The organism is Flavobacterium sp. MAHUQ-57, assembly GCF_051908335.1.
Lineage (GTDB): Bacteria > Bacteroidota > Bacteroidia > Flavobacteriales > Flavobacteriaceae > Flavobacterium.
Genome location: NZ_JBPZTE010000007.1, coordinates 829,511 through 849,717 on the forward strand (window position 1 = coordinate 829,511; position 20,207 = coordinate 849,717).

General features: G+C 35.7%; 12 protein-coding genes and 3 tRNA genes. 9 read left to right on the forward strand and 6 right to left on the reverse strand.

Going from position 1 to position 20,207, the window contains the following annotated elements; genetic code table 11:
* Window positions 1-15: 15 nt before the first annotated feature.
* Window positions 16-3,348: a hypothetical protein gene (locus ACS8MM_RS11765; protein WP_379717120.1), complete on the reverse strand. Its 3,333-nt coding sequence runs from the start codon at window positions 3,346-3,348 to the stop codon at window positions 16-18.
* A 508-nt stretch (window positions 3,349-3,856) separates the two neighbouring features.
* Window positions 3,857-3,936, reverse strand: a tRNA-Leu gene (locus ACS8MM_RS11770).
* A 243-nt stretch (window positions 3,937-4,179) separates the two neighbouring features.
* Between ACS8MM_RS11770 and ACS8MM_RS11775 the strand changes: the two genes are divergently transcribed.
* The 3 genes from ACS8MM_RS11775 to pth all read left to right on the forward strand — a co-directional run bounded on the left by ACS8MM_RS11775 (window position 4,180) and on the right by pth (window position 6,535).
* Window positions 4,180-5,121 carry a ribose-phosphate pyrophosphokinase gene (locus ACS8MM_RS11775; protein ID WP_379717122.1) on the forward strand — a complete coding sequence of 314 codons (942 nt, stop codon included), beginning with the start codon at window positions 4,180-4,182 and terminating at the stop codon, window positions 5,119-5,121.
* Window positions 5,122-5,229: 108 nt separating this feature from the next.
* On the forward strand, window positions 5,230-5,835 hold the full coding sequence (locus tag ACS8MM_RS11780; protein ID WP_379717125.1) for a 50S ribosomal protein L25/general stress protein Ctc: 606 nt from the start codon (window positions 5,230-5,232) through the stop codon (window positions 5,833-5,835).
* Between the two features lie 76 nt (window positions 5,836-5,911).
* On the forward strand, window positions 5,912-6,535 hold the full coding sequence (gene pth / locus ACS8MM_RS11785; RefSeq protein WP_379717128.1) for an aminoacyl-tRNA hydrolase: 624 nt from the start codon (window positions 5,912-5,914) through the stop codon (window positions 6,533-6,535).
* 46 nt (window positions 6,536-6,581) lie between these two features.
* Here pth and ACS8MM_RS11790 read toward each other — a convergent pair whose 3' ends face one another.
* The 3 genes from ACS8MM_RS11790 to ACS8MM_RS11800 form a co-directional block, all read right to left on the reverse strand.
* A complete protein-coding gene (locus ACS8MM_RS11790; RefSeq protein ID WP_379717132.1) occupies window positions 6,582-9,350 on the reverse strand; it encodes a T9SS type A sorting domain-containing protein in 2,769 nt (922 codons plus the stop codon).
* Window positions 9,351-9,500: 150 nt separating this feature from the next.
* On the reverse strand, window positions 9,501-12,827 hold the full coding sequence (locus ACS8MM_RS11795; RefSeq protein WP_379717135.1) for a zinc-dependent metalloprotease: 3,327 nt from the start codon (window positions 12,825-12,827) through the stop codon (window positions 9,501-9,503).
* A 130-nt stretch (window positions 12,828-12,957) separates the two neighbouring features.
* Window positions 12,958-15,666 (reverse strand): zinc-dependent metalloprotease, encoded by a 2,709-nt coding sequence (locus ACS8MM_RS11800; protein WP_379717138.1) that lies wholly within the window; start codon window positions 15,664-15,666, stop codon window positions 12,958-12,960.
* A 131-nt stretch (window positions 15,667-15,797) separates the two neighbouring features.
* On the opposite strand from ACS8MM_RS11800, the gene ACS8MM_RS11805 reads away from it, so the two are divergent.
* From ACS8MM_RS11805 to bioB, 3 genes are all read left to right on the forward strand, one after another.
* A complete protein-coding gene (locus tag ACS8MM_RS11805; RefSeq protein ID WP_379717141.1) occupies window positions 15,798-16,721 on the forward strand; it encodes a bifunctional riboflavin kinase/FAD synthetase in 924 nt (307 codons plus the stop codon).
* A gap of 107 nt (window positions 16,722-16,828) precedes the next feature.
* The gene (locus ACS8MM_RS11810; RefSeq protein WP_379717144.1) at window positions 16,829-17,272 is read left to right on the forward strand and encodes a hypothetical protein; all 444 of its coding nucleotides are present in this window, start codon (window positions 16,829-16,831) and stop codon (window positions 17,270-17,272) included.
* A 113-nt stretch (window positions 17,273-17,385) separates the two neighbouring features.
* On the forward strand, window positions 17,386-18,471 hold the full coding sequence (gene bioB, locus ACS8MM_RS11815) for a biotin synthase BioB (protein WP_379717147.1): 1,086 nt from the start codon (window positions 17,386-17,388) through the stop codon (window positions 18,469-18,471).
* Between the two features lie 50 nt (window positions 18,472-18,521).
* Here the strand turns inward: bioB and ACS8MM_RS11820 are convergent, their stop codons facing one another.
* Complete coding sequence (locus ACS8MM_RS11820) at window positions 18,522-18,848, reverse strand: ferredoxin (RefSeq protein ID WP_379717150.1); 327 nt, start codon at window positions 18,846-18,848, stop codon at window positions 18,522-18,524.
* A gap of 61 nt (window positions 18,849-18,909) precedes the next feature.
* On the opposite strand from ACS8MM_RS11820, the gene ACS8MM_RS11825 reads away from it, so the two are divergent.
* The 3 genes from ACS8MM_RS11825 to ACS8MM_RS11835 all read left to right on the forward strand — a co-directional run bounded on the left by ACS8MM_RS11825 (window position 18,910) and on the right by ACS8MM_RS11835 (window position 20,203).
* A tRNA-Ala gene (locus ACS8MM_RS11825) sits at window positions 18,910-18,983 on the forward strand.
* A 112-nt stretch (window positions 18,984-19,095) separates the two neighbouring features.
* Window positions 19,096-19,169, forward strand: a tRNA-Ala gene (locus ACS8MM_RS11830).
* 83 nt (window positions 19,170-19,252) lie between these two features.
* Window positions 19,253-20,203, forward strand: coding sequence for a DUF3078 domain-containing protein (locus tag ACS8MM_RS11835; protein WP_379717153.1), 951 nt, complete (start codon window positions 19,253-19,255; stop codon window positions 20,201-20,203).
* Window positions 20,204-20,207 lie beyond the last annotated feature (4 nt).

Genomic DNA, 20,207 nt, shown 5'->3' on the forward strand with positions numbered 1-20,207 from the left:
GGCTTTCAAAAAATATTAATTTTTGTAATTGTATTCATTTTCAGAAATTATATTTCCTAAATAATCTCTAACAGATTTTAAACGGTTATCATGATCATATTCATAATACATTACTTCACCCCTTGGATTGGTAACACTGGTTAATCCTATTAAAGGATCGTGTGTATAAGTGGTAATCATTGCTTTAGGATAAGATGCTCTCAGATTATTCAATGCTAATCTCAACTGTTCTTCTTTACAAGAACTTGTTTTACAATTATCATTATCTAAATTAGACAAAGATTGAAGATTAGTAACTACACTTGAGTTTATGGCTGAAAAGTCAATGTTTTCCAATTTAGCAATAATGCATTTTTTATTATAACCCCAGATCAATGCTGTTTTTGAATTACCTTCTTTATAAATCTCAACAGGTACGTTAGTGTTATCTACGTAGTTATATTTTTTAGTATTGTAAAAAGTTATCCCGTCTTTAGAATTTTCAATAGACGAGATTAGTGGTGAAAACTCAGGAACGACATTTGCCCCTTCCAATTTGGTTTTACCAATTAGCTTATTCACAAAAGTGTTTTTGCTTTTTTCAACCACCTTCCCGTTGAGTGATAACGTTTTTTCAAGTACAGTTTTAAGTTGGTTTGAACTTATTAATTTTTCTTCAGGTGAATTAACACTGACTGTCAGATCGGACGGTCTCAAAAATTCGGTTACATAAGTATTCCCTTTACTGTCATTCTCAAAAATCTTTTTGATATAATTTTTTGAATCGTACTCAAAATTCTTAATTATGGTTTGACTACCATTTCCAAGAAAATCAGTTGTTTTAATTGTTTTTAATTTAGAATTGATGATTAATAATCTATCTGTTCCTCCAGACAGATATTCGGGTGATCCATACAAGTTTATACGCTTAAAATCGGTTATATAATCATCGTATCCATATTCGGTCTTTTTTAATGCAATATTATTTTTATCACAAATGGTTTCAGAAATGATACGTCCATTTAAATTTCTGAAATCTGATTCTGCGAAATAAGGATGATAATCACCACTCTTAATAATAAAATTTGGTCTGTTAAAATCGCTCGAAGTAGTTTTCCATAAGCTAACATTCAATTTAGCACTTGATAAATAATTATAATTTGATGCTAGCTGTTTTTGAAAAACTCCAGATTCAAAAGGAACATAAAACTCTTTCAATATTTTACCGTTTGAAACACCATTATTGATTTCTTCAATGGATGCAAATCGATACATCACATTAAAGTTTTCATTACCTCTCTGGTAAACAGGATAATTACAAATTGAATAAAATCGTTCAAGCTCAACCCTGTCTGGATTTAGATAGGATACTTTAGTGTCGTATTCTCTTGTGAATTCAGGCACCTCAAGCACTCTTCCGGATATTTCATTATTTACACTTGGATATCCATATATTTTAACATAATTATTCAGACCTTCTTTTAAACTGGTTTTTTTAATCCTTATTCCTGAGCCAAATCTTTCAATATCATAATATTTAAATGTATTATTTTCATACTCTAAATTTAACTCCGCACCTGTTGGGTAAGTAACTTTAACCAATGAACCATATTTAATTTCATCGGTACTTGGCCTTCTATCTTGGAAAAATCCAGTAACCTGAGAAGGGATATATTGGTTTTGACTATTACTCCATTCAATAATTGGATAATTACCTTCTATTCTTCTGGATGGCTCATCTTGTAAGGTCCTTGGATAAATCGAAAATTTTGATTTATCCTGATTCTCAATATTTCCTTCAGGATAATGCCATAGGTCAGGAAGAAAAAACAAGTTCCCGGTAATTATTTTTTTATAAAAACCCCAATAATCCATCTTAAACGACTGTTTATTAGGTAATAAATCCCTGTTGTAGTATTCAAATTTATATCTGTTTTTTTCTTGTACCAGATTAGAAGGATTAATTTCCACTACTTCATCAAGGTACAACCTTTTCAAGACAGCCTGATCTATTTCACTTTCGGCTCTATTATTACCGTCCAATACCGATTTTACATAAGTCTGTTTAAAAATATATTTTTTTGCAATTTTACTAAATTTTGTTTCCACTATCAGCTCATTCAGTTTTCTGACAGTTGACAAACTACTATTAGCTATAATATCTTCTCGTTTACCACCATAGTTGAAGTGTATTGTGGCATTTTCAGATTGGATTTTAATTATTTCTTTGAACTTTGCCAAATTAAATGATGACGAACCTGTTTTCATATCTGAAAACGACATCAAAAATTTAGCTTTTTTTGTAGTATAATTAATAGAATTAGCATAAGGTGCCTTTTCGATATTATAAACAAATCTATCTTCATACTGATAATTAATCACTTCTTGTAATTTAGTTGTTATCTTAGTCAGATACCAAGCATTTGTATATTCTCTTTTTGCAAGTGGTGCACTAGCTTCATTTCCTGTGCAAATCCTCCACAAATCATACCTATTAATCACTTCAGTTGAAGGAAAACTGGAGCCTGTTCCTCTAACCAAACTGTTATATGGGCTATTTATACTTGGTGCCGGGAATTCCAAATAACTCATTTCCCTGTCTGAAAATAAATACTCTGTCCCTTCATCATCAATTACCGTAAAATTAATAATCCCATTAATATCCGAATTTGAATTTATAATTTTATAGTTCAATGAGTTTGTCACTACTGGCTTTAATTCATCATTAAAAAAGAAAGTAAAAAATCTTCCGTCCGGTAGAAAAACCTGGAATTCATCCGGTCCCTTATCTAATGAAGTAAACCCCATCTTTCCTTCATTTGGGAAAATTAAAAAATCTGTACTTCTTGAGGCACTAAACCAATCTGGACTTACATTGGGTCCGTATAAAATATCGCTATTTAAAGGATTATTAACTCTATAATTTATATTATCAAGTATGGTTTGTTTAGAACTAAACCAACCCACATTATAGTAACTTCCTGTAGCATTACAATCAATAGTGTAGCCCGGCTCGGAATAGTAGATATATATCGGAATTGAATGATCGGTCATCTCGTCAGGCCTACCGAAAGCTTTCCTGATAATTACACCGTTTCCGCTCAAATTCCAATTTACACCAACATTACTTCCGTAATCATCCACTTTAACTCCTCCGGAATAATATTTCAGATTTATGGGCAAATTAAATCCAGAATTGGTTTCGAGTGTGTAGAGCGGCACGGAAATATCCACCAATCCCCTGAATTCATTGGAAGATGGGTGATTTACTTGCTGTAAAGAGTATGTGTTTGGTGATAAATCTATCTTATCCTGAGCTAAGAATTTTATCGTAAAAAATAAAAAACAAAGATAAAAATGCTTCTTCATAAGGGTATTTGAAATTTTTGCAAAGAGAACAAAAAAAACAGGCAAAATCAAGTATTTCAATTATTGATTATCTCAATTAAAATTAAGACATTTATAATCAATCAATTAAAAATCCATCTTTATAATTTTTCCCTTATACAATATCATGGTTCCAATAATTTTGTAAAAACATACAAGTGTTCAAAATCATTATTTAAGGGATCCCGAGGTAGAATATAAAAACATTATTTTAGGATATTGGTTTATACAAACACAATGCGATCAATAAATTTGTGGCAAAAAGATTATTAAAAATGAATTTGCCACAACTATAAAAAACAATCTTTAAAAAGAAAATACAATTGTTAAAAGAAGGATATTGTTTTGAAGTCTGCGTGAGGGATGGAAATGGCATCCTGCAGTAAGTACGACAGTACTTACTAAAGATACAATGGACAGCCCGACCGATTGAGGAACGAATGAGGACACGCCCAAAAACAAAAAAACCTCTCATTGCTGAGAGGTTTAGTACCCGGAGTGGGAATCGAACCCACACACCTAAGTACACGAGTTTGAGTCGTGCGCGTCTACCAATTCCGCCATCCGGGCAAGGATGAAACTAAAACGAATTGTTGTTTCAGTATTGTGGGTGCAAATGTAAAAAAAAATTCTACAAATCATAAAAAAAATAGTTATAAATTATCTTTCCTAGTCCGATTTTATTCCTAAATTTGCACCGCGTATGACGCACACGACACATAACTAACTACACCCGAGGCGCTTATAACTTAAAACTTTTACCAACATAAAAGTTAAATTTTATACGTTTTGGGACATAAAAACAACATTTTAATGCCACACCTAGAACCCGAAGCAAAAATATTTGCCTGTTCACAAAGTGTTTACCTAGCTGAGAAAATCGCCGAAAAATACGGTGTACCACTAGGAAAAGTAACGTTCTCGCAATACAGTGATGGTGAATTTCAGCCGTCTTATGAAGAATCCATCCGCGGATTGAGAGTATTTATTGTTTGTTCAACATTCCCAAGTTCTGATAACTTGATGGAATTGTTACTAATGATAGATGCTGCCAAAAGAGCTTCTGCAAGACATATTACCGCTGTAATTCCTTATTTCGGATGGGCTCGTCAAGACAGAAAAGACAAGCCAAGAGTTCCGATTGGAGCCAAACTGGTTGCAAAATTATTGGAAAGCGCTGGTGCCACTCGCATCATGACGATGGATTTACACGCCGATCAAATCCAAGGGTTTTTCGAAAAACCGGTAGATCATTTGTTTGCATCAACTATTTTCCTTCCTTATGTTAAAAGTTTAGGTTTGGAAAACTTAACGATTGCATCTCCGGATATGGGTGGTTCTAAAAGAGCGTATGCCTATTCTAAATTCCTAGAATCTGACGTGGTGATTTGTTACAAACAGCGAAAAGCGGCCAACATTATCGAATCGATGGAATTAATCGGTGAAGTAACAGGAAAACATGTCATTCTGGTTGACGATATGATTGACACCGGAGGCACATTAGCCAAAGCTGCCGATTTGATGATTCAAAAAGGCGCATTGAGCGTACGTGCAATTTGTACTCATGCTATTTTATCGGGTAGTGCTTACGAAAAAATTGAAAACTCGCAATTGAGCGAATTGATTGTTACCGATTCTATTCCATTAAAGAAAGAATCCCACAAAATAAAAGTAGTGAGCTGTGCCCCATTATTTGCAGAGGTAATGCACATGGTTCACCATAATAATTCCATTAGTGGAAAATTTTTAATGTAAAGGCACTCAACTTAATAATAAGTTCGTACATTTGCCGGCTCATTACGCATAAAGTAAATAACTTCATGCGAAAACGAGTAAAATATTTAATAACTATATTTTTTTAAAATGAAATCGATTACAATTAAAGGATCAGAAAGAGAAAGCGTGGGCAAAGTTGCTACTAAAGCCTTACGTAATGCTGGAGCGGTTCCTTGCGTGTTATACGGAGGAGATCAACCAGTGCATTTCTCAGCAGAAGACAAAGCATTCAAAAACTTGGTTTACACTCCAAACGCACACACAGTTGTGATTGAGTTAGAGAACGGTAAATCTTTCAATGCTGTTTTACAAGACATTCAAGTACACCCTGTAACTGACAAAATTTTACACATTGACTTCTACCAATTGTTTGACAACAAAGAAGTTACTATGGAAATTCCAGTTAGAGTTGTAGGTACTTCTCCAGGTGTATTATTAGGAGGTGTTTTACGTTTAAACCAACGTAAATTGAAAGTTAAAGCTTTACCTGCTAACTTACCTGACTATATCGATGCTGACATTTCTTCTTTAGAAATGGGTAATAAATTATACATTACTAAATTAGTATCTGATAAATACAAATTTTTACACCCAGACAACACTGTAGTGTGTCAAGTGAGAATTTCACGTGCTGCGATGAAAGCTGCTCAAGAAGCTGCAAAAGCAGAAAAAGGTGGAAAAAAGAAAAAATAATTTTCTTACACTCTATACAAAAGCACCTCAAACGAGGTGCTTTTTTTATTTGATATAATTGGATTATTTTTGCCCGATGATGAATTGGTTTAAAAAGCTGTTCACAACACCAACAGCAGTAACAGACACAGACATGAAGAAATTTCTAATAGTAGGCTTAGGCAATATTGGTGCTGAATATGCCAACACAAGACACAATATCGGTTTTAAAGTTTTGGATTTTTTAGCCAAAAAAGAAGCATTAGACTTCCAAACAGTAAAATTAGGCGCATTGGCTGAATACAAAGTCAAAGGAAGAACACTCTTTCTTCTTAAACCCAATACCTATATGAATTTAAGCGGCAAAGCAGTTCAGTACTGGATGGAAAAGGAGAAAATTGCCAAAGAGAATATTTTAGTCATTACCGATGATCTCAATTTACCTTTTGGCACCATTCGAATTAAACCGAAAGGATCAGACGGTGGACATAACGGATTAAAAAGCATTCAGCAATTATTAAATTCTGCCGATTACCCCCGTTTCCGATTCGGTATCAGTGATGATTTCAAGAAAGGAAAACAGGTAGATTATGTTTTAGGAGAATGGGATGAGGAAGAAAAAACAAAACTTACCGAAAGACTAGAAGTTTCAACTCAAGTCATTGAATCATTTGCGTTGGCCGGATTAGGAAATACCATGAACACGTTCAACGGAAAATAAAAAAGGGAAGCATTAAGCTTCCCTTTTTTTATATCATTATTTTATATTATTCAATAACAATACGTTTTACTGTTCTCTTATCACCATTAGCAATAGTAATTAGATACACACCAGACTGTGCTTTATCCAAGTTGATTTCCTGATTGAATGCTCCGTTGTTCACGTACGCTTTTTCAAAAATCTGTCTTCCTCTTAAATCATACACATTGATATTCACTTTATCATTAGTTTCAGGATTGAAACGTACCGTAAAGTTTCCTTTGTTTGGATTTGGATACAATGCAAAATTATCAAATTCAAAATCAGATGTATCTAACGTATTTTGAACACCGAAGTAGTAAACTCCTCCGATACCATTAGCTACATTTGCAGTTAAAGTAGTATTAGTACCAAAAGTTCCTGCAGTAGTTGACAATGCAGAAGCATCACCTTGTTTAATTACTCTTAATGCTGTTCTTGAATTCCCAGTAGCACTTTCCCAAGCTGCAATTTCTGCTTCAGAGAAATAGAATTTCAAAGTAGCATTACCAGTAGCATTATTCGTTGTTGGCGTAATCGTAAACGTTTTAGCCATTACTTTCAAATTGTTTGCTGTATTTGTACCATAGTTAACTGCAGCAGCACCTGCCGTAGCCTGATCTCTTGATACAAAAACATTAGTACAACCGTAGTTGAAATTTGAAGTATTATTAATATCAACCATCATTCTAGAGGTTGAACTGTCTTTCGCATAAGCAGTACCTGTTGATGACAAATTAGACTGGTATTGCGTTGCAGAGTTCACCGCTGTTTGAACGCTAGCTGAAGTAAAATTATTGATAGCAACATCATCTAAAACCAATACGTACATATCTGTCGTTGCATGATGTCTGAAGCTTAAATAGACTGTTTGACCTGCAAAAGAACTAACATTTACAGTTCTCACCGCAGTTACCCCACCTACAGTAAGTCTTTCATTAAAAATAGCCGGCTGTGCCACAATTGTATTAGGTACATTTGAAGTGGTCAAATAAACCGAATAGTTTTCCGCGAAGTAATCAGGATCAGCAGCACCAACTCTAAATGACAACTCAGTAGTTCCAGAAGGAATTACAATTGGAGTAGTGAATGTCATTAAATTATCTGGACTTAATGGTGTTCCATTTGGACTTGGTAAATTATCCCAAGACCTAGATCCTTGGAAGTTACCCGTAAGACCTATAGCAGCTGTATTAGCATTACCTGCAAATGAAAGCCATCTACGACCATCACCATCCCTATCTGTATTTGTGATAGAAGGAGGTGTTTCAAAATTTTGTGAAAATATATTTACAGCTTGAGTCGCCAAAGGCGCAGTATCATCATTCAAAATCGTAAGTGTCAATTTATTTCCTTCTGCATTAGCAAAAGCATCTCCACCATTTGCATTCACTGTGAAGTTAATGACAAGATTCTCATTAGGCTCAACTACTCCATCATTTAAAACTCTAAACACTAAATTTTTATCAGCAATTGAACCAGAATTAAATGTAACCGTAGGAGTCATTATAGTAATATCACTAGCGTTAGCCACTGAAGAACCATCAACAGCAAAAGTCACAACCGCATTAGCAGTAGGCGCTTTATTAATACTTAACGGCACAGTATATTCTGTGAAGCTACATCCGTTTCCTTCTGTAACATCCGCATTAATCAATCTTGTTTCACAAGCAGTTCTCTTGAACTGAATAGAAGCTTGAGGAGCCGAACAAACTGTAGACACTAATAAATCATCTCTACGTGGAGAATTCATTAATACGGCTAGCATTCTGTCTTTTTGGTTTTGAGTAAAAATACTCATACATGCATCATCAGTATAATCCATATAGTTTTGTACCATTTCATTTCCTGTCGAGTCACAATTTACTATAGTAGGACAACCATAGTTTGCAGTATGAGCAGTCGGAGTATCGGCACAGTAATCAGTACCACAATTAGTATCACCCCAGATATGTCGTAATCCGAACATGTGTCCAATTTCATGAGTAGCAGTTCTTCCTTTATCATAGCTGGTATCCATGTAATTACCCCCAGGATAAATAGCTCTTGATCCAAAAACATTATAAGCCATGATCAAACCATCTGTAGACGCTTCACCAGCAATACAATCTTCAGTTGGCATACCAGCCAGACCTGAACCTGTTGGGAATTGCGCATACCCCAATGTGCCATCTAAATCTCCACCGAAATTGGCCGTCCACATATTAAAATATTTGGTAGGATCCCAAATTGTATTTGGTTTCATATTCGTTTCAACCGCAGCTTCATTGAAGGAAGCCACTCCCAAATTCACTCTATGAATACCATTGGTTGGGTTACCGTTTGGATCTACTTGTGCCAAACAGAACTCAATAGAAGTATCTACCCCAGCACCAAAACCAGGCGTTCCCGATAATCTTCTAAAATCTTGATTTAAAACTGTAATTTGAGACAATACCTGAGCATCAGCAATATTTTCATTAGTTCCTACTGCATCACCGTTATGAATAACGTGAACAACTACAGGAATTCTAATTACTGACGGTAAAGCTCTGCCACTTTCGCGACGTTTTCTGATTTCTTCAACTTTTGGAGCAATCCATTGTTCAAATTGTTCATCAGATAAGATTTGCCCTTTCACTTGTCTTGCTTTGTGATGTTCTACAGAAGCACATCTTACAATTCCGTTAGGCGCTTGTCTTTTTGACTCTTCAATTGTACTTTGAAAAGTTTTGTTATTTCCAGTCTTTACCCTTAACTCTTGAGAATGAGCTTGATAAAAACCAAAAAAACAGGTTAATAGTAATATTTTTTTCATAGTTTATAGATTAAGTCGGCAAATATATAACAATTGATTAATAATTTGTTAAAGAATATATGTTAAAATTAACACTTTAATTGCACTTATTGTAAAAATAAAAAAAGCGCAGGCTAAACCTGCGCTTCCATTTCAAATAAAAACACTACGTTATTCAACAACTATTCTTTTCGTAATTTTTTTATCACCATCCGTAATATTAACAAGGTAAATTCCAGATTGAACATCTTCCAAATTAACCTCTTGACTAAATGCGCCGTTAGCTACATAAGATGAATCGAAAATCTGTCTTCCTCTCACATCATAAACCTTCACCTCAACATTTTTTCCAGAAAGAGAAGGGAATTCGATAGTAAATCTTCCCTTATTTGGATTCGGATAAATTTTCAATGAAGCCAACTCATTCTCTGAATTAGACAATGCAGCTTGAATATTACAAATATTCAAAGACCAACTATTCAATGAACCTCCATCACCACTATCATTATCTTTTACTGTTAATGTCCAAGTGCCTGTAGAAGATGTATTATTAAAAACAGAAAGTGCATTCAACGGAATCACAGCTCCACTAATTGCTGGATTTGAACCACACGCCAAAGCATTTCCAGAATCATCAAAAGTTGCATTAAGATTTGTACCACCTAAACACGATTGATCCAATACTCTAGAAGAAGCTCCTGTTGGCCCTGTTAACGTAATTATCAGATCACTCACATCAGAATGTGTACAGTTAACAGTTAAATTTAAATCATTAATTGTTACTCCAGATGGAATTGCAATAGTTGATGTTATTGTTGGCTTTCCGTTAGCAGCAATTGCCTGCACTGTATTATTACTCACAGTACTACAATTTATAATACCTGTGGTAAACTTGAATGACGAAGTAAACGCACCATTACAACTAGCATTTCTTGGTAAAACTCTCCAAAAATAATCTGTTGCCTGATTTAAACCGGTTACAATATAATTGGTAGATGCAGTTGTTCCCGAAGCAACAATAGAAGTAAAACCAGAATCACTTGCCACTTGTACATCATACAATGTTGCACTTGTTGCCGCAGACCATGTTAAATTTAAAGTGGTGTTTTGAGCAGTTGCGTTATTAGTTGGTCCAGACAAATTAGACACCCCAAATGTAGAATTCAGAATTTCTAAATAGAAAGGCACCGTTTTAGTCGTTGCACCCGAAGTCGCATTTACTATAACATTATGAAGACCAACCGGAGTAGACCCAGAAGTCGTAAGCGTCATAACCACATCACCATCTGTTGATCTTGAAACAGGAGAAAAACTTGCTGTAACTCCAGCAGGCAAACCAGTTGCACTGAATGTAGTAGTCGCATTGAATGACCCCATTGCGTCGTATCTAAATGTATAGGTTAAATTTGTTGAAGCATTTTGACATTTGCTTTTGTTTTGTTCTCCTGCCACACCATTAAAACTTGCTGCAAACGTATTTCCTCCAACAGTAGTTGTAATATTCGCATTTGAGATATCAAAGAAGATGTTGTTATTTGCTTTCACCATAATTCTACCTAAAGAATTGGCTCTTCCACTATCCACAGAAACAGGAATAGTTACCACTTCACTACCATCATTAGGCACTCTGCTTGCTAATAAAATAGGATAAGTAAATCCTCCATCATTCGAATAATAAATATCAACATAGCTCTCATTAATTCCATTCGCATTAGTTCCAGCCACATTCCAAGTCACAGTTTGATTAGAACCTTCTAGTAACGAAACTGCAGTATTAGGCGAAGTTATTACGAAAGGAGCTCCAGTATTTACTACAGTCACTCTCATATCATCGTAGTTCGTTTGTCCCACACTTGGTGTTGCAAGAGAAAAAGGAATATTATCTCTGACAGTAAGTCTAAAATTCAAAGTTCTAGCCACAGAGCTCAACGCCTCTATATTAATTATTTCATTTCCTGTCCCAGCTGTAGTTGCAGAATTTGCCACAACAGAATTAATGTTTGGCATAAATCTAAACGGAACTGTTACTGGCGAATAACTTACCCAGTTTGGCCCAGAAGTTTTACCAGCACTTGCCGGACTGCTGGCACCGGTTTGACCGGCACCTTCATCCATTTGCTCCCAGCAATATGTCAATGGATTCCCATTAGGGTCGGTTGCAGATCCGTTCAACAAGAATGGCGTACTTGTTGGTATCGTATAATCTGAACCAGCTGAAACTACAGGAGCCTGATTAGCAATAGCAATTTTAACCGGACAACTTTTACCTTCCAAATTGGTTTGGATTTGCTCGATAGAAGCTGCATGAAAAATATCGATAGAATGTCTAGCAACATCATAAGAAGTAATTCCCGCGTAACCCATAACGGTGATACCCGAACCTACTTCCATGTTTACACCCGTATTTTCGTTACTCATTGAAAAGGTATGATTCCCTCCCAATTGATGTCCCACCTCGTGAGCCACATAATCTATATCAAAATTATCTCCTGATGGAACTGCGTCGGCTGGAGATGTATAACCACTACCTTTTCCGTTATTACATACACAACCAATACAACCTGCATTTCCACCACCTCCTGTAGCGCCAAACAAGTGCCCAATATCATAATTGGCATCTCCTATAACACTAGTTAAGGTATTTTGCAATTCATTATTCCAGTTATTCATTTGACCCGCCGGCGAATAAGGATCCGTAGTTGCGTTATAATAAATAACACTGTCAGTATTTGCAATTAAATTCAAATGTAAAGCAAGGTCTTTTTCGTACACACCATTACATCTAGTTAACGTGTTATTAAAAGCTGCCAATACTAAATTCACTTGTGCAGAAGAAGTAGCTCCAAAATAATTAGAATATTCTGCAGTACAAGATTGAGCTAATCGCATAGTTCTCAAAAACTGTCCACTCGAACGCAATTGTTTTCTTTCGATTTGACCATTCAAATCCTCCATTACATTCTTATCTTCAGTAGTACAACTCCATGCTAACTTCCCTTTATTTCTTTGAGAATTGTAAACAGCATATACTTTACCATCTTCAGAATAAGGCTCCATAAATTCATTTTCTTTATCGGATCTGAAAACCATCGTTTGCACTCCAAGTGGAGAAACACTCAATTTAAGTGTAGCGGTCTTATCTGTAATTCCAACTCCAGAAAAAGCTCTGATTTCTGGAAATCTAGCTTGTAATTCTGGATCAAAATTAGACGCTTCATAAATAGCAAATTCTTCTAGTTTACCACTTGAATTGGGCAAAGTGATAATATTCGTCTTTCGGCTTTTTGAAGAAACCGAGGCGTACAGCATTTGTTTAAATGCATCCGAATTCAGATTGAACAATTTAAACTCTTCGGGGAAAGACTGCCTTTTCACAGTTTTGTTCGCAGACAACTCCATTTTGCCTGCTGGATTTTGCGACCAATACTTATCCTCTTGGGAGTGTGCCCCAAGAGAAATTAATACGGCAAACGCAATAATTTGTAGTTTTTTTCTCATAAACAAACTTTTTGGTTAATTTATATGGTATTTTAACAAATATATAGTAAAATTTAAAATGTAAATGTTAAAAAACAAAAAAAACAAAAAGACGAACAAAGGTTCGTCTTTTTAGTAAGTATATACCTATTTACTCTACAACAATTCGTTTTACCGTTTTTTTTCCACTATCTAAAACAGACAACAAATAAACACCAGCCTGAGCGTTTTCCAAACCAATATCCTGGCTAAAAACACCTGTATTCCGATAGGTTTTATCAAAAATTTGTCTTCCCCGCAAATCAAAAACATTAACCTTAATGTCGTTACCAGTATTCGAAACAAACTTCAAAGTAAAACTTCCATTACTTGGATTGGGAAATAACTCAAAAGCTTCCAATTCAAAATCATCATTTGCTAAAGTATACTGTTTAGAACAAATTGTCAACGTATAACTATTGATTGTTCCTACATCTAAAGCCTCCTCATCGATAACACCAAAAAGCCATGAACCATTAGGATTTTGATCATTTAAAACAAAAAGAGATTGTGCAGGCACAATATTTCCAGTAATAGTTGTTGCACAAACAATAGCCGAACCTTGATCATCAAAAGTTGCATTAATATTATCATTGCTCGTACAGGAACCACTAAACAAAGTAAGTTGAGTCCCTTGAGGACTTAACATAGCCAATGTGATATCAGAAATATAAGTATGTGTCAGATTCACCCCAAGATTTACATCAGAAATAGGTGCTGTCGTTGGCACATTTACTGAATGCACCAAAAAATCTGTTCCATTATCAGGAATTGCTGCATTAGGATTGATCGTGTAATTATTACAAACCGAAGCTACCGAATAACCTATTGCGATATCTTTGGAATTCACAGCAAAAAAAACATTAGCCGTTGGCTTCACCATCACCCTACATCGTTGTCCCGAAACATTTGGCACAGTAATCAACTGATTACCATCATTAGCGGTATTAGCAACAAGCACAGTTGGATAAGTCAATCCACCATCAGTAGACAATAAAATATTAACATTAGTAGCCCCAGTAATCGTATTGGTATTATTCACAGCCCACGTAATGGTTTGACTACTGCCGGGCAACCATGATTGATTTTCCACATTTTGAGAAGAAACAATCAACGGTCCTTTGGTTCCATCGACAGAAATGATCGCATTTGCAAAACCCGTTTGACCAACTTTCACCGGCACCGAAGAACTATAAGGTACATTATCTCTTACAGTTAACCTAAAATTAAGTGTTCTTGTAACCGAACTCAAGGCTTCAACCACTATTTCAGACCCCGAAGTAGTAGTCGCCCCATTGAGAAAAGTTTCCAGTCTTGGAAAATACCGAGAAGGCGAACTACTCGCATCATATGATCTCCAATTCGGCCCTGAAGCTTTGGTAGCGCTCGCCGAACTACTTGCACCACTCTGACCTGCAGAAGCATTGTCCACCTGCTCCCATTGATAAGTCAATACATCTCCCGAATTTGCATCTGTTGCAGATCCAGTCAAAATGAAAGGTGTATTGATTGGTATCGTAAAATTTCCACCAGCATTTACAACTGGCGCCACATTGTTGGTAGTAATACTCGTTGTAACAGGACAGGATTTTGTTCCTAGATTTGTTTGAATCTGATTTATAGAAACCGCATGAAATTTATCTATCGAATGCGGAGCAACATCATAATCTGTAATACCTGCATATCCCATAATACTAACACCCGAACCAGGCTCAACATTAACCCCATTACTCTCAAGACTCATAGAAAATGTATGATTCGCCCCCAATTGATGCCCCACTTCATGAACCACAAAATCGATATCAAAATTATCACCAACCGGCGCGGTACTAGTAGTAAATCCGCTTCCTTTATTAGCATCGCAAACACATCCAATACACCCTGCATTCCCATTATTTCCGATTGCCGAAAACAAATGTCCAATATCATAATTAGCAGATCCCACTCCACCAACGGCATCTAAAGCAGTTTGCAATTCCGAATTGTAATTATCATCAGTATCACTGTAAGGATCGGTTACCGAATTGGTATAAATAACATTGGTTGAGCTAGCTACCAAATTGAGATGAAGTCCTAAATCCTTTTCATACACTCCATTACAACGTGTTAATGTCGCATTGATTGCAGCTAATGATATAGCCACTGTTGGGGTTGTCCCCACCGCAATAGCATTGGCATGAAAAAACGAATACTCCCCTGTACAGGATTGCGCCAAACGCATTGTCTTCAATTCACCGGTATTAGAGCGTTGAACCGATCTAATTTTTCCCGACAAATCATCCATCATCTTTTCATCTTGAGTAGTACAATGAATACTGAATTTTCCTTTTCCTGTTTCAGAACGATATATCGCATAGGTTTTTCTATCCTGTGAATACGGTTCCATAAACTCGGTATTACTTCCAACTCTAGAAACCATGGTTTGCACACCTTGTGGAGCAATACTCATTTTCAAAGTAGCATATTTATCTGTAATCCCTTTACCTGAAAAAGCTCTGATATCGGGATATCTAGCCTGTAATTCATCATCAAAATTTGAAGCTTCGAACAACTCAAATTGTTCAATTTTTCCATCAGCATTCGGTAATTCAATCAAAATTGAACCCGTCCTCTTAGCAACTACCCCTTCTAATTTCTGCTTCAGCAACTGAAAATTCAAATCAAACAATACAAATTCTTTAGGAAAATTTCCTCTAGCTGCAGCTTTATTAACTGTCAGCTCAGCTTTAGATCCATTATGAGAAGACCAATACCCACCAGTTTGTGCAGTGGCAAGACTCAAAGAAAATAAAACGAATAACGTTAGTAATTGTGTTTTCATGTTTTAATTTATTTGATTTTTAACAAATTTATGAAATAATTTTAAAAATATTTATTAAAAAAGTGAAGTATTGAAAATGTAACTCCCTCGTACTAAGCAAAACAAATCCTATATTTACCAAAATTTTTATAGTGAAAGTATTCCACTCAATTTTTGACTTTAGTACACCCGTCAAAACAATTGTAACGTTAGGAACTTTTGACGGGGTTCATTTAGGGCATAAAAAAATCATTGCCAAACTTTTGAAGAGCGCCCAAATGGACAATTTGGAAACCGTTGTTGTTACTTTTGCACAGCATCCACGCAACGTTTTACACAAAAAAGAAACAATCGGTCTCCTAAATACAACCCCAGAAAAAACCATCTTGTTAGAAAATTCAGGAATCAACAATTTGATCATTTTGAATTTTGACAGCAATCTATCGGAATTAACCGGAGAGGAGTTTGTGAAAACCATTTTAGTAGAAAAATTAAACCTCCAAAAAATAATCATAGGTTACGACCACCGATTTGGAAAAAACAGAGGGTCAGACATTCATGATTTAATCAATTTTGGCAAGAAATACCATTTTGATGTAGAACAGATTTCTGCAGAAGAAATTGATGAAATCACCATTAGCTCAACTAAAATTCGAAATGCAATTACGCAGGGAGAGATCAACTTGGCCAATCAATATCTAGGCTACAATTATTTTTTCACAGGTAAAGTGGTAAAAGGAAAACAATTAGGACGCACCATAGATTTCCCAACTGCCAATATACAAGTTGAAGACCAACAAAAAATTATCCCAAAAAAAGGAGTTTATATTGTTACCGGAACATGGGAAGGAAAAACGCATCAAGGCATGATGAACATTGGTACACGACCAACCGTTAATGGAGAGAATCTTTCTATCGAAGTTCATTTCTTTGATCTTAATGAAGATTTGTACGAAAAACAGATTACAATATCAGTACTAGAACACTTAAGAGAAGAGCAGAAATTCGAATCTGTAGATGCCTTAAAAAAACAGCTCCAAATGGACAAAAATGAATCTTTAACCTATTTCTCCTAGACATTGAAGCTATTTATTTGTTAAACATTTGGAAATCAATATTATAATCAATAACTTTGAGAACAAGTCCTAATCAATTACTGATTGTTTAACTAAAAAAATAAGCCATGAACATTTCAAGAGAAGTACATAACGGCATTATGATTTTCATAGCTATTGGTATTTATTTCCTAACTATGGAGTTATTAGGTTTATCAGACATTTTCCTTCTACGATTGCTAAACATTTTCATTGTAGTGTATTTTATTAACAAAACAATAAAATCAAATTACGCCGAAGGAAAAACAGCCTATCTAGACAATATCATTTCCGGCAGTTTGACTTCACTTACCGGTGTAGCCTTAAGTGTTGCAGCTCTGCTTGCTTACATCTCAATGAAAGGGGGCGACGCATATCTTGCCAAACTGTCTCAAAATTTCCTCTTTGGAGGCGGAGAACCTTCTATGTACCAATACTGTATTGGATTATTATTTGAAGGCATCGCCTCTTCTATCATTATTACTTTCACGTTAATGCAATATTGGAAAGACAGAAGAGTTAAAAGTTTTTAGAATCAATTATATTGAGAGAAAATGTTTCCAACGCAATTGTTGGGAACATTTTTTTGTTTACTAAGGTTTTTCAAGCTGAAATCCTTATTTTTGACGCATACAAAAAAGGAGTTATGAGTATAACAAGAAACAATTGGACTAGAGAAGAAATCATTGCAATATACAACAAACCTCTAATGGACTTGCTTTATGAAGCTGCAAGCATACATAGAGAACACCATAATCCCAATGTAGTTCAAGTATCTACATTACTATCTATTAAGACCGGAGGGTGCCCTGAAGATTGTGGTTACTGCCCTCAGGCAGCAAGATACCACACAGACGTTGAAGGAAACGACCTAATGGGCGTACAACAAGTAAAGGCACAAGCACTAAGAGCTAAAGCCTCAGGCTCTTCAAGAGTATGTATGGGCGCAGCATGGAGAAACGTTAAAGACGGACCAGAATTTGACCAAGTTTTAGAAATGGTACGTACTATAAACAAACTGGACATGGAAGTTTGCTGTACATTAGGAATGTTAACTGAAAATCAAGCGCAACGTTTAGCTGAAGCTGGACTATATGCTTATAATCATAACTTAGATACTTCCGAAGAATATTATAAAGAAGTGATTTCAACACGTGGTTTTGAAGACCGTATCGAAACTATTCAAAATGTACGCAAGACTAATGTTACAGTTTGTAGCGGCGGAATCATCGGCATGGGAGAAAGTATCGAAGACAGAGCAGGAATGTTAGTTGCCTTATCGACTTTAAACCCTCAACCAGAATCAGTGCCAATTAATGCATTAGTAGCCGTTGAAGGAACACCGATGGAAGATGAAAAACCAGTTGAAATTTGGGAAATGATACGAATGGTAGCTACAACAAGAATTGTAATGCCAGAAACCCAAGTGCGTTTATCAGCAGGAAGAACCAATATGTCCCGTGAGGGTCAAGCGATGTGTTTCTTTGCAGGAGCAAATTCAATTTTTGCTGGAGACAAATTATTGACAACACCAAATCCTGATGTGAATGAAGATATGAAAATGTTTGAAATGTTGGGCCTACAACCCCAAAAACCATTCATTAAGAAAATGCAACCTGAAACTGTAGAAGCATGCGATTCTAGGTTCGAATCGTTGGGAGAAAAACCAAAATGGACTAGACCAGGACATACTATTGAAAGAAATCTTGAAGCTTCTGGCAAAGGGAAATAAGTAGTACAAAAAAAATAAAAAAGCTCCTATTTGGAGCTTTTTTTATTGTATCAACTTTCTGGAGCCAACTCAACAGCCAATCCATCGAGTTCTTCTGTAATATGAATTTGACAGCCTAAGCGACTATTTTCCTTAACATTAAAAGCTTCCCATAGCATCGCTTCTTCATCTTGTCCCATTTCAGGTAAAGCCACATCATTCAACACATAACATTGACAGGAAGCACACATTGCCATACCACCGCAAATACCAATTGTACCTTCCGGTGCTAATTCATACGCTCGTATTAACTCCATAATATTCATATTCATGTCAGTTGGAGCTTTAACTTCGTGGGTAACACCTTCTCGGTCGGTAATTTTAATGGTAACGTCCATACTATTTTTTTTGCAAAAGTACCAATTATTGTGCAAAAAGAGTATATTTGGAAAACTTTTTGGGGGATTAGCTCATTTGGCTAGAGCGCTACGCTGGCAGCGTAGAGGCGACCGGTTCGAATCCGGTATTCTCCACTAAAGCCACACTACCTTTTTAAAGCAAAAAGCAACAAAAACACCTTAATTTGTTAATTTCATTGCTGATTCATTGAATTTTGAATAAAAATGGTATATTTGGCTTCAATCAGGGGGATTAGCTCAGCTGGCTAGAGCGCCTGCCTTGCACGCAGGAGGTCATCGGTTCGACTCCGATATTCTCCACAGATTAACCAAAAACCAAAAACCAAGAAAAACGCCTCTCGCATTGCAGAGGCGTTTTTTAATAGCCCAAATTAAAGATTTCAATGAAACTGAAAGTTATTTTACCTGTTGTATTTCTGGTATTTACCACACTTACCTCACTAGCTCAAGACAAAATAACAACGAAGCTACCCGATTCCACTACCTATTGGAAAAAACACAATAAAGTAGGTTTTGACATTAGCGAAACTGCATTCATGAACTGGAATGCAGGAGGTAACAATTCGATTTCCGGCTTACTTAAATTAAACTTCATCAGAAAATACGAATATGAGAATTTAAAATGGCACAACGAGTTAATTGTTCGGTATGGTGTTAATAAACAAGACGGAACTAGTCTAAGAAAAACTGATGACGCTTTGCAATTCAATTCGACCTTTGGTTTTAGAAGAGACACTATTTCGAATTGGTTTTATTCTGCCAAATTAAACTTCAACACTCAATTTACCAATGGCTATTCTTACCCAGATACTGAGACAGCCATTTCACGATTTTTCGCACCAGCCTATATATTTCTGGGAGTGGGTACCGAATACATCAGCAAAGAAGACCATTTAAAATTATACCTTTCTCCATTAACACAGAAAACGACTTTAGTTTTGAATCAACGTCTGGCTAATGAGGGAGCATTCGGTGTAAAAAAAGCAGTATATGATGAATTTGGCAATTTAGTCTCAGAAGGTCACAAATCGAGAACGGAAGTTGGTGTATTGCTTACGGGACAACACAAAGATGAAATTTTTAAAAATATATATTTAGAAAACCGAGTTGCATTGTATTCGGACTATCTCAATAATTTTGGCAATATTGATGTCAATTGGCAATTACAATTGGACCTAATTGTAAACGAATACGTAAGCGCAAATATTGGCACTCATTTAATTTACGATGATGACATCAAAGCAAAAGAAGAAGAAAATGGAGAACAAATAACCGTTGGTCCAAAGGTTCAGTTGAAACAAGTATTAGGTGTTGGCTTAACCTATACCTTTTAAAATG